The organism is Colwellia hornerae (assembly GCF_007954355.1).
GTDB classification, from domain to species: domain Bacteria; phylum Pseudomonadota; class Gammaproteobacteria; order Enterobacterales; family Alteromonadaceae; genus Colwellia_A; species Colwellia_A hornerae.
In genome coordinates this window covers 176,252-188,368 of record NZ_VOLR01000001.1, presented here as the reverse complement: position 1 = coordinate 188,368, position 12,117 = coordinate 176,252, and the positions used below count along the sequence as shown (strand labels likewise).

Below are 12,117 nucleotides of genomic sequence, written 5' to 3'. Positions count from 1 at the left end.
GCTCCTTTACGCTTTATTTTTGCGGAAGTACAACAAGGATAAAAAGAATAAACTACCCAAGGCAGAAGTGATAACACCTACGGGTAGTTCTTGGTTTTCCAGTACCACTCTAGATAATACATCTACCCAAATCATAAAAATACCACCAACTAAAGCCGTTAACATAATGCCAAAAACAGTGCCTTGAGAAACGAAAAAACGTACAATATGGGGAATCATTAAACCAACAAAACCTATACCACCACACAAAGAGACTAACGTTGCGGTGATCAGTGAACTCAGTACCAGCATCACTAAGCGAAAACGATTAACATTAATACCTAACGTTGTTGCACTTTCATCCCCTAACAACATCGCATTCAATTGGCGTCGATACGCTAACATCATAATGACACAACTAATAATAACGACCGCAGGAAACCATAAAATTGACCACTGTGCACGTGAAAAACTACCCATAGTCCAAAATAATATCGCCGTAACCGCTTGTGGGTCGGTATGATAAAGTAACAAACTGGTAAACGAGCTAAATAAAAACGATAACGCTACACCTGCCAAGAGCATAGATTCAACTTGTTGACTTTGCCGACGACCAGATATCATTAGCAACATTAGCATCGCCACTAAACTGCCCGCAAAAGCCGCAACAGGTGTAATCACAGAAATAGTGCTGCCCAGTAAAACAATAGATATAACGACTCCTAAAGAAGCACCTGAAGAAATACCAAAAAGATAAGGGTCGGCTAATGGGTTTCGCGTTACCGTTTGTAATATCAGCCCAGAAACCGCTAAACCACAACCGGCTAAAAAAGCTAAAATGGCGCGCGGCATGCGTAATTCCCAAATAATTCGCTCATAAAAAATCACCTCGCTGGCGTCTTTATCTGTTGAGAAACTGGCCAGTAAACTTGTAATAACATCGCTAAAACTGATATCTGCCGCACCTAAAGATAATGACGCGATAAAGCTGATGACACCAAAAGCTAAGGTCAAAAAAATAATACCCGAATGATTAACTTTAAACATGAGGTAACGCTCTACTTTCTGCCGTTTTTTCTTTAATATCGTAGCCATAGAAATAAGAAATATGAGGAACCTTATGCTGGGGATGAAGAGAGACTTGCGCGCAGACACCAAATACATTTGACAACATCTCAGAGGTGATCACTGCTTGTGGTGACCCTTGCTCAACCAGTTTACCTTTATCTAACACCAGCAGTTGATCGCACATCGCACTGGCAAGATTTAAGTCATGAAAAGACGCAATAACCGTAATGCCTAGCGATTTAGCTAATTCAATAACCTGAATTTGGTAACGAACATCAAGATGACTGGTTGGCTCGTCCATAATAAGTAAGCTGGGCGTTTGCACGATAGCACGAGCTATAAGTGCGCGTTGTTTTTCTCCGCCGGATAAATGTTCAAAATTTTGTAAGTTTTTATCCGCTAAGCCAACCTGCTTAATTGCACAGTCGATTTTGAGTCGGTCGCTGGCTTGTTCACGGGTAAATAACCCCTTGTGTGGCAATAAACCCAGCGCAACAACGTCATGTACGGTTAAATTAAAATGAGTGGGTGTTTCTTGTAAAACCACCGCGATATCTTGCGCATACTGATAAGCGTCGTATTGTTGCCAAATATCTTGTTGATTAAATTGTACTGAACCTGAATCGGGTTTTACATAGCGATATAAGCAGCGGAGTAAGCTAGACTTTCCTGCACCATTAGGCCCTAGAATACCGGTAAAGCTGCCTTTTTTTATGGTGAAAGAAATATCATCTAAAATAAGCTGGCTGTCGGCATGCCAAGAAAGATGCTGCACTGAAAGCAATGCTGTATTAGCGGTATTTATTGCTGAGGATTGAGCCTTGCTACTATTCAAAAATTGCTACTCACATGCGATGGACACTTAATGAGCAGCAAACACAGCACAATCAATCTCTTAGTATATAAAAATAATGCAAGAGTAGACAATACAATGTTCGAGTAAACCCGCTCGACTTTGTTGGTTATGCCTATCATTTTGATAGGCAAATGACTCTAAATTAATGGGTATCCTGACTTAAGCTTTATGGTTATTAAATACCAAGAAAAGGCTTTTACAGTTGCGGGTACAGTTGCGGTTTTTCACCACATTCCCACATTAAAAATGAGTTATATAATGTTGTTCGAAGATTATCGTCTGCTCACTAAAAATAGCAAGGTTTAATTGCCAATAACACCCAATTCATTGACTTATCGGGGTTACGTATCACCACACTATTTTTGGCCAATCAACGCCACTATCATCGGTATAAATATTAATTTTCACTAACCCCGCATAAGGAATATCAATATGACTCATGTGAACCGTGCCCGGTATGGGCAATTTAAGTACTCGCGCAATTAAATGTTTAATCACGCCGCCATGCGCAACCACCAAGGTATTCCCCTCGGGTGCATCTGCAAGCCATTGTTGCCACCAAGTATCGACACGCTCGACAAAATCAACCATAGTCTCACCATTAGGCGCAGTATGTTGCCAAGGATTTTGCCAAAAGTCACCCAATGAAGGCTGCAGAGCACTGGCTTTTATCTGCCACAAGGCTTGATAGGTTTCTCCATCCCAATCACCAAAATTCATTTCTTTAAGGTTATCGTTTAATAGGAGATTGATGTTTTTTTTCAATGAATATGCTTTGGCAAACACCCTGCAACGTTGCAGAGGTGAACTGATACAAGAGGATATTTCAGGTAATTTTTGGCTAACATCCCACAGCTGTTGCAAGCCCTTGTTAGAAAGCGCGACATCAGTTTTACCGGCTAAAATACCAGGAGTAGCAATTTCACCATGTCGTAATAAATATAAAGTGCGCTGTAGCAAAGTCTTACCTCTTAATGTATATCGCGTTCAAAAGTCATAGCCTAACCTTAAATTCAATATTGCGTAAGCATTTAGTAAAAAATCGTCAATACCAGCTTATCAACACCTTGTTTTAATTAGTTATTACTAGATACAGTAATAAAAAAAGTAACGACAGATATTAATAAAAAGCCGGTTAGCCATCGATTTTATTGATTACTTCTCAACAAAGCGACCCTATGCCCCTTAGTGGCGACTTATTGACTAAAAACATTATTTAGCTTAGCATTCGCTGGTCTAGATGGATAAATTAAAAGAATACGACAATAATGAAAAAAACTTGGCTTAGCTTTTTAATAGTACTATCGATTGCCTTGCAGTCGTTTGTTGCTGTGGCTAATTCAGGCGATAATCATCAGCTTAACGCTCAACATTTACAAACTGAACATTCTCATGAAGTTGATAATCAAGCGCGATTTAACACAACCTCTGATACTGAACATAACGTCAAAGATTGTCATCATTGTGGGCACTGTCAAGGTTCACACAGCCAATGGTTTTTAACAAACAAATCAACCTCCATTATCACTAAGCTATTAATTCCCAATCAATACTTTTATCTTATCGATATCGATATCAACTTCATAGAACAACTTATACGTCCCCCGATCGCTTAATTTAATTTTATAACAATTTTTCGCAACAACTTTACTTAACACTAAATATTGAATTTAGTGTTGTTGCAACGTTTACCTTTAAATTAAGAGATAACAATGATCAACACCAATAAAAAACCAATGCTATTAAACCTACTGAGTGTTTTATTTTATGGTTTAACCACCTTAGCTCCTCCTGCTCTTGCTGTAGAAATTACCGAAGATACCCACAAAACAGCCGTTAGCTTCACCACCGCACAATTAACACTCGCAAGTATTAAAGTATCGATGTTAACACCCAAAATTTTTGCTCGACGCGTTTATGCTCCTGGAGAAATAAAAGCAAATGGTTACACCAGTTATATTGTTTCACCACGCACAGAGTCGGTAGTGATAAGTCGTCATGCGACCTTAGGTGAACATGTTGAAAAAGACCAACCCTTAGTCACTTTATTTAGTGAATCTGTTGCTGCAGCACAAGCTAATTATCGAGTAACGTATAGTGAATGGCAACGGGCAAGCAAGTTAAGTAAGGGCACGTTAAGCGAGAGCCTTTTGCTAAAAAGTGAAACTGATTACATCGCCGCTTATAGCCGTTTAACCGCCTTTGGGCTAACAAAAAATGCCATTGAAGATATTGTTAAAAACAATTCGTCAAACTTAGGTGAATATACCTTAGTAGCGCAGCGCGGAGGAGCGGTATTAAGTGATAATTTTTCACAAGGACAACGAGTCACGCCCGGTGAACAAATTATGATTTTAGCTAATGAAGAGAACTTATGGGTCGAAGCGCGTGTTTCGCCCAACAAAAAATTGAACTTACCTGCTGGGACAAGGGCTGAAATAGAATTTGCTGGCCAAACTTATCATGCCTTGGTTATTCAAGAAGCGCACACAATCGACCCAGCGACCCGTACTAGAATTGTTAGGTTGTCTGTTGAAAATAAAGATGATTCATTGCACTCAGGGATGTTTGTAGATGTTAATTTTCAATTTGACACACAAACTGCCGTAATCGCAGTGCCCGAAACAGCCTTAATGCGCGGGACTGATGGTGACTGGACTGTTTTTGTTGAAGACCACCCGGGTGAATTCGAGGCTGTTGAAGTTGAATTAGGTCAGCCTTTAGGCAATTATCGCCAAATCATCGGTATTGCCGCCAACACAAGAGTGGTTACCCAGGGTGCCTTTTTTGTCGCTTCAGAAATAGCGAAAAGTGGATTTGATCCGCACGGCCACTAATAAGGAATAACACGATGTTAAATAAAATGATTGATTGGTCGATAGATAATCGCCTACTGGTAATTATTGCACTTATTGCCACCATGGTAGCCGCTATTATTGCCATCCCAAATTTAAATCTAGATGCATTTCCTGATGTCACTAATGTTCAAGTAGCGATAAATACCGAAGCACCTGGCTTAGCCGCTGAAGAAGTAGAGCAACTCATCACCTACCCGATTGAAGCGGTGATGTATGCTTTACCTGATGTTGAACAAGTACGGTCAATATCAAAAACGGGGCTCTCTGGCGTTACGGTGGTTTTCAAAGAAGGCACCGATATATATTTTGCCCGCCAATTAGTTTTTGAACGACTACAAGCGGCAAAATCGCTAATTCCTCAAGGCGTTGGTTTACCTGCAATGGGACCTAATACCTCAGGTTTAGGCCAAGTCTTCCAGTACTTACTCATTGCTGATAAAGAGGCTGGTTATAACTCAATGACCTTAAGAAGTTTAAATGATTGGCTAGTGAAATTATTGGTTATGCCGGTAGATGGTGTAACCGATGTTTTATCTTTTGGCGGAAGTGTTCGTCAATATCAAGTCAATATTGAACCCAGTAAATTGCTTTCTTATCAGTTAAGCCAAGATGACATAGTTACCGCACTTGAAAACAATAATGCCAATGTGGGTGGTTGGTATATGAACCGAGGACAAGAGCAATTAGTTATTCGAGGCACAGGTTGGTTTAATAGTGGCGAAGCGGGATTAGCCGACATTAAGCAGGTGCCGGTGAAAACAGTGTCTGGCACGGTAGTCACTATCGCAGATCTTGCCAAAGTAACTTTGGGGAATGAAATTCGCCAAGGCGCGGCGACCATGACACGCAGAAACAAAAATGGCGAAGTTGAACGTTTGGGTGAAGTCGTCTCAGGTATCGTATTAAAACGTATTGGTGCAAATACCAAAGCCACCATTGACGGTATTAACGCTAGAATACCCATGATTAATCAAGCCCTACCCAAAGGTGTGCGCTTTGAGCCTTTCTATGACCAAGCTGATTTAATTACCCAAGCGGTTAATACTGTTGTTGAAGCACTTGCCTTAGCTTTTATATTTATTGCTGTGATACTCGCCTTATTTTTAATGAATTTAACGGCAACATTTTTGGTGTTAATTTCGATTCCTATCTCGGTTGCTATTGCGCTAATGGTGATGTCTTGGCTGGGCTTGTCGGCTAATTTAATGTCATTAGGCGGGATTGCGGTCGCAATAGGTATGTTAGTTGATGGCTCGGTGGTGATGGTTGAAAACATCTTTAAACATTTAAACCACTCTGGAGATCTCCTCGATAAAAAGAGCCAGCAACAAGATATCCCACGACAGTTAAAGGCGGCAGGAAAAGAAGTTGCCCGTCCAGTATTTTTTGCCGCAGCCATTATTTTGGTGGTCTTTACACCGCTATTTAGTTTTGAAGGCGTTGAAGCTAAACTTTTTCAGCCAATGGCTATTAGCATTATCTTAGCGGTAATATCTGCCATCCTAGTGGCTCTTTTTGTCGTGCCTGCGCTAGCAACGTTTATGTTTAGCAAAGGCGTAAAACAAAAGGAAAGTTTTATATTATTGCCTTTGGACAAGCTCTATCGAAAAAGTCTTAAAGCCGCAATGAAACGCCCTAAGGTTGTGGTATTTACGTGCATAGCATTACTGGTTGCCGCTATATCATTAGTTCCCCAAATAGGCACAGAATTTGTACCCGAACTTGAGGAAGGCACCATTAACTTAAGGGTCACTTTAGCTCCGTCATCGAGTTTGGAAACAGCGTTAGCAGTAGCGCCTATCCTTGAAGAAAAGTTAATGGCGTTTCCTGAGGTAACCTACGCACTCAGCCGTATTGGCCGGGCTGAAATTGGTGGCGATCCTGAACCCGTTAATAACATTGAAATATACATAGGGTTAAAACCCGTATCACAATGGCGTAGTGCTAAAAGTCGCATCGAATTGCAAACGTTAATGGCAGAGGAACTTAAACAATTTCCTGGCTTACTGCTTAATTTTTCACAGCCAATTGCGACCCGTGTTGATGAATTACTTTCTGGGGTAAAAGCGCAACTGGCGATTAAATTATTCGGTCCAGAGTTGTCCATACTCGCCAGTAAAGGCGAAGAAATTACCGCCGCGATAAAACAGGTCAAAGGCGCGCGCGATGTCGCATTAGAGCAAATAGCAGGAGAAGCCCAATTAGTGATAAAACCTAAAAGACAGCAACTTTCTCGTTTTGGTTTGTCGGTTGGTGATGTTATGGATGTGATTAAAAATGGCATTGGCGGGGTTAGTGCTGGGCAAATAATCAACGGTAATGAGCGCTATGATATTTATGTCAGATTGGCAGAAAAATATCGCAACAGTCCTGAAGCGATTGCCGATCTTCGTTTACAATCACCAACCGGTGCTTGGGTACGTTTAGGAGATATCGCCACCATCACCTTTGAGTCAGGTCCGCCACAGGTTCGCAGAGACAATGTGCAACGCCGAGTCGTTATTCAAGCAAATGTACAAGACAGAGATATGGGTAGTGTTGTTACTGATATTCGTGAAGTAATTGCCAGTACAGTAGACTTACCCGCCGGTTATTCTGTGGTTATTGGCGGTCAATTTGAGAATCAACAACGTGCCCAACAGCGGCTATTACTGGTGGTGCCACTCTCTTTGGCATTAATTGCTTTGTTACTTTATTTTGCTTTTGGCTCATTGGGTCAAGCGATGCTGATTTTAGTTAATGTACCCTTAGCGGTTATTGGCGGCGTGTTCTCGCTTTATATTAGCGAACAATATTTATCTGTGCCAAGTTCTATTGGTTTTATTACCTTGTTTGGTGTTGCTGTGCTCAATGGTGTTGTTATGGTTGAGCGGATAAACCAGTGTGTCAAAGAAGGTTTAACGACGTCACAAGCAGTTTTCGACGGTGCGACATCGCGACTACGTCCGGTATTAATGACCGCGATGACTTCTGCTTTGGGGCTGATCCCGATGATGATGTCTAATGGCGTGGGTGCAGAAATACAACGCCCTCTTGCCAGTGTTATTGTTGGCGGACTGGTAACCGCCACTTTTTTAACGTTATTTGTCTTACCTGTTTTATATAGCTTCTTCTCTACAGCGAAAATTAAACAACTTATAAAAGCTTGATGTCTTAAAATACCCTCTGAACAAACACTTATTCAGAGGGTATGTCATTTAACAGTAAATATGCTTAACAGATAAACTATCAATGACTGTTGGTAGAGCAAGACTTATCTAGGTTTACTGATCAAATTTGTAGTCACTATGATTGATCAAATAATGTTTAAATTCTTCTAATGGCAGAGCTTTTGTGTAATACCAACCTTGGCCAAATTTAATATCCATTTTCAGCAATTCATCTACTTGTAATCTGTTTTCAATACCTTCAGCAATAATACTTGCCTCTAGTTTCTCCGCTATTGACACAATATTTGGTATTAACGTTGATCGGATTGACCCCGTTTCAACCTCATCTATAAATGACTTATCAACTTTTAAGGTATCAATATCTAACAGTTTTAGTTGAGATAAATTAGAGTAGCCGGTACCAAAATCATCAATAGAGATTTTAATACGACTTTTTGACAGCACTTCTAAGGTATTGCCCACCTTACTATAATGTAACTCTTCATCTTCTGTTACCTCAAAACAAACTTCAAGATTAGGCGTTATATTTTTTAATAGTTCCACACCTTTGAGAATATTACCGTTATTGATATCTTTGGGATAAACATTAATGGAAAGATAAAATGGCTCATTAATAATTTGAATATCTTTAAAATCATCAATGGCTTGTAAAATAAGGTCTTGCGTCATCAACCAAGACATATCTAATTCACCGACCACTGAAATAAATTGATCAGGATAAAGGGGGCCAATATGGTCTTCAAATCGAGCAAGCAACTCACAGCCAATAACTTTACCGGTTTTTAATTCAACAATAGCCTGATAATGTGGCTTAATGCCTTTGAAAGATAAGGCTAATTTTATTCTTCTTTTAGTACTATAAATGTAACTATAAATCGATTGATAAGCATGTAAGGTAGCCACACCTGAAATCAAAGAAATAAACAGTAAAATTAAAAAGACAGGTCCAAGTTGAAATTCTGAAAAGTTTCTCTGCTCAATAGCCACGCAGATCAACCCTTTCGGACCACAAAACTCAAAAGAGTGCGATAATAATCCTGAGCTAAAATAGGGCTGACTACTTGTTGAGTTTTTTTGATATATTCCAGTTTCACCAAAAAGATGAATGATTTTTTCACCTTTGAGCGCTAGCAGTTCATAGCGGTTAAATTTTCTGTGTTCATACAAAATCCCTTGAAATGACGCCACTAGATTGTAATTGTCCTTACGGATAATAATACCTTGTACCGTCCTATCAAAAGTGACTAGCTTATGATTGAACCAAAACTCATGACCGTCCAGCATAAAGTCATAACGAGGTCCTTTGATTGGTTTTTTTAAGATGCCTATGCCAGTGGTACAGGTTAATACACCATTTTCTAGGAAACCAATATCCCTGATATCATTTGATTCAAATTGAGATTTTCGCATTGCTAATAAATTTTCATCAGAGCAATAAGTAAAGTTCTGGCTATTTAATGACTCTATAACACCATATCCATAGGTTGTGGTATCCACTAAATCACTAAGTATATTTTCTCCTTGCTCGAAAAGCTGACTTTTTAAGATGTTGGAATAGATGTAAAATATCACCGTTAAACTAATAATTATGCCACTTAAAAACGCCAAATACTTGGTGATCGAAGCCATTTCCTTCATATACGCAACCCCAATTCAATTAATAACGTAATGATAATAAAGATTTTAATATTTAGTTATAGGTTACTTTTTATAATAATACTAGCCGTCAAATGATTAGTCATCACTAGTGTTTTGTCCATGGCGAGTCTCTATATATTTTGAAGAAAAGAAGGTTTCTTTAGGATTAACGCACAATTAAAAAATTTACTTTTTAATCAGCACTTTACAAAAGAAACAGTGAAGTGAGCACGTTAAAATAACCTGGGTTAACTGTAAGGCTGAATAAACCAACAAAAGACTGGTTGTTGTGCTGATGTAATACTATTGACGGCGTTTTCCACCTTACAATAATGTCAACGTTAGGGTTTGTAGTGAACTGAAAAATCAAGTAATTGCTCTGCTGGTTTTGGTCGACTAAAATAATATCCTTGCACGAAATCACAATCTAATTCCGTTAATAAAGTAAATTGTGATTGAGTTTCAACCCCCTCAGCAACAACGGTCATGCCTAAACTATGTGCCATGACGATAATGGTTTTCACTAACTGACAATCGGCCTCATTTGTTGTAATACCGTGAATAAAACTTTGATCTATTTTCAGCACATCAAAAGCATATTCTCTTAAATAGCTTAACGATGAATACCCGGTACCAAAGTCGTCCATTGATAGGTTGATGCCAAGTTTTTCAATTTCAATTAAGGCATCATGAATATAAGATTGACCACTCATTAATACCCCTTCAGTAATCTCAATCTCCAAGCTACTTGGAGTAATATTTGACGCATTAAGACAGTCTTTGATGAAAGTAAGTAGACCTAAGTCTCTGAATTGACGAGGAGATATATTGACGGCCATGGTATATTTTTTATGCTGACTCGTTTGCCATACATTTAAAAATCGCAGTGCTTGTTTAATAACAAACCGCCCTATTGGCACAATGAGACCCGTGTGTTCGGCAATAGGAATAAATTCACCGGGTGATATGTTTCCTAAAGTAGAATTATGCCACCTTAATAAAGCTTCTACCCCAATAATATTGCCACTCTTAACATCCAATTGAGGTTGGTAATATAACTCAAATTCATTTCGCTCTAACGCACCATGCATTTGCTCTTCAATTTCGAAACGGCGCAGCATAACGGTATTCATTTCTTTAGTAAAAAATGAATAGGTATTACGCCCTAAAGATTTTGCTTCATACATTGCTGTATCAGCATTGCGTAATAAATCAGAGCTAGAACAGCCATTTTCAGGATACATAACAACACCAATGCTCAAGGTAAGTATTAATTCTCGACCATCAATTCTAAACGGTTCTCTAAAGGTTTTAAGGAGATTTTCAGCAATGATGACCGCATCATGATTATTGGTAATACCTCGCAGTAGCACTATAAATTCGTCCCCCCCTAAGCGACCAACCGTATCTTCTTTTCGGACCACTTTATTGAGGCGCTGCGCCGAATTGACCAGTATTTTATCACCCATCTCATGACCTAATGAGTCATTAACTTTCTTAAAATCATCTAGATCAAGAAAAAGAATGGCGATTTTCTCCTGATTTCTTTCGGCTTCAATAAGCATTTGTGACAAACGGTCCAGTGATAAAAAACGATTAGGTAATAAAGTTAAGGTATCAAAGTAAGCTTGGTTGCGTATTATTTCAGCCGATTTGTATTGTTCGCTAACATCTCGAATAATGGTCACTATTTGGTTATATTGTGCCAAGTAGCTCATTCTGGCTTCAAAGTATGCTAATCCATAAGGCATATTTAGCTCATATTCAAAAGTTATTATCTCTTCTTGCTGTAATGTTTTAGCAATATGAGTTTCAAATTTTTTAACGACCTCACTAGGTAATACATCCGTCATCCGTTTGCCAACAAACTTCGTCGGTGAAACGTAGAGATTTTTTTGTTCACTTGCACGATAATCAATAATAGTCCCATCAACTTCCATTAAAAAAAATAAATCAGGGATAGCATCAATAATGGTTTTAAGCATATGGTCTTTGAATAGCGCTTGCGACTGAGCATACTTAACATCTGCTAAATTAACGTCAATACAATACATTTGTTTTTTATTATATTGATTAGTAAACAACACATGACTTGAAAGGACACTAATATCATTGCCATTCTTATGCGTTAAGGTGATCTCTGCAGCAGGAATTTCTATGCCTTTATTTATCCAATCACTGTGCGCGGCAATCACTAACTTGCGCATAGCAGCGGGGATAATTAAATCTTCTAGTTTTTGTCCATATGCTTCTTGCTTGGTAAAGCCGTAAAGTAACTCACTGCCAATATTCCAATAAATGACTCGCCGATTTTCATCATATCCTTGCACAGAAACAACATTCACTGCATCAAATAATTGATGCAGTGAATCATTGGTAACATATTGTTGGGTCGCTATCGTGTTAGCATTCTTTAATATCATATTAAGCAAAATCCAAAAAATCATTCTATTTTAGAATAGACCCCCAACTGTCGATTTAACAGCTAAAAATAGAATTAAATTTGAACGCTATCAAAGTATTAATAGCTATAGACAATTAGAACAAC

At 38.8% G+C, this 12,117-nt stretch carries 8 protein-coding genes and 1 riboswitch; of the genes, 3 read left to right on the top strand and 5 right to left on the bottom strand.

Features of this window, described 5'->3' with window-relative positions; all coding sequences use genetic code 11:
• Window positions 1-6 precede the first annotated feature (6 nt).
• The 3 genes from ESZ26_RS00685 to ESZ26_RS00675 all read right to left on the bottom strand — a co-directional run bounded on the left by ESZ26_RS00685 (window position 7) and on the right by ESZ26_RS00675 (window position 2,863).
• Window positions 7-1,026: a FecCD family ABC transporter permease gene (locus ESZ26_RS00685; RefSeq protein WP_146796129.1), complete on the bottom strand. Its 1,020-nt coding sequence runs from the start codon at window positions 1,024-1,026 to the stop codon at window positions 7-9.
• Window positions 1,019-1,882 (bottom strand): ABC transporter ATP-binding protein, encoded by an 864-nt coding sequence (locus ESZ26_RS00680; protein WP_223271688.1) that lies wholly within the window; start codon window positions 1,880-1,882, stop codon window positions 1,019-1,021. The genes ESZ26_RS00685 and ESZ26_RS00680 overlap by 8 nt, the downstream gene beginning before the upstream one ends.
• A 148-nt stretch (window positions 1,883-2,030) precedes the next feature.
• Window positions 2,031-2,178, bottom strand: a riboswitch (cobalamin riboswitch).
• Window positions 2,179-2,251: 73 nt separating this feature from the next.
• Window positions 2,252-2,863: a histidine phosphatase family protein gene (locus tag ESZ26_RS00675; RefSeq protein ID WP_146796126.1), complete on the bottom strand. Its 612-nt coding sequence runs from the start codon at window positions 2,861-2,863 to the stop codon at window positions 2,252-2,254.
• A 308-nt stretch (window positions 2,864-3,171) separates the two neighbouring features.
• Between ESZ26_RS00675 and ESZ26_RS00670 the strand changes: the two genes are divergently transcribed.
• The 3 genes from ESZ26_RS00670 to ESZ26_RS00660 all read left to right on the top strand — a co-directional run bounded on the left by ESZ26_RS00670 (window position 3,172) and on the right by ESZ26_RS00660 (window position 7,910).
• Entirely contained in the window at window positions 3,172-3,519 is a 348-nt protein-coding gene (locus ESZ26_RS00670) for a DUF2946 domain-containing protein (RefSeq protein WP_146796123.1), read from the top strand.
• A 96-nt stretch (window positions 3,520-3,615) separates the two neighbouring features.
• A complete protein-coding gene (locus ESZ26_RS00665; protein ID WP_146796120.1) occupies window positions 3,616-4,740 on the top strand; it encodes an efflux RND transporter periplasmic adaptor subunit in 1,125 nt (374 codons plus the stop codon).
• 14 nt (window positions 4,741-4,754) lie between these two features.
• Entirely contained in the window at window positions 4,755-7,910 is a 3,156-nt protein-coding gene (locus ESZ26_RS00660) for an efflux RND transporter permease subunit (RefSeq protein ID WP_146796117.1), read from the top strand.
• A gap of 114 nt (window positions 7,911-8,024) precedes the next feature.
• On the opposite strand, the gene ESZ26_RS00655 is transcribed toward ESZ26_RS00660, so the two are convergent.
• Both ESZ26_RS00655 and ESZ26_RS00650 read right to left on the bottom strand, forming a co-directional pair.
• Window positions 8,025-9,569, bottom strand: a complete 1,545-nt coding sequence (locus ESZ26_RS00655; RefSeq protein WP_146796114.1) for an EAL domain-containing protein — start codon at window positions 9,567-9,569, stop codon at window positions 8,025-8,027.
• Between the two features lie 341 nt (window positions 9,570-9,910).
• Entirely contained in the window at window positions 9,911-11,992 is a 2,082-nt protein-coding gene (locus tag ESZ26_RS00650) for an EAL domain-containing protein (RefSeq protein ID WP_146796111.1), read from the bottom strand.
• Between the last annotated feature and the right edge of the window lie 125 nt (window positions 11,993-12,117).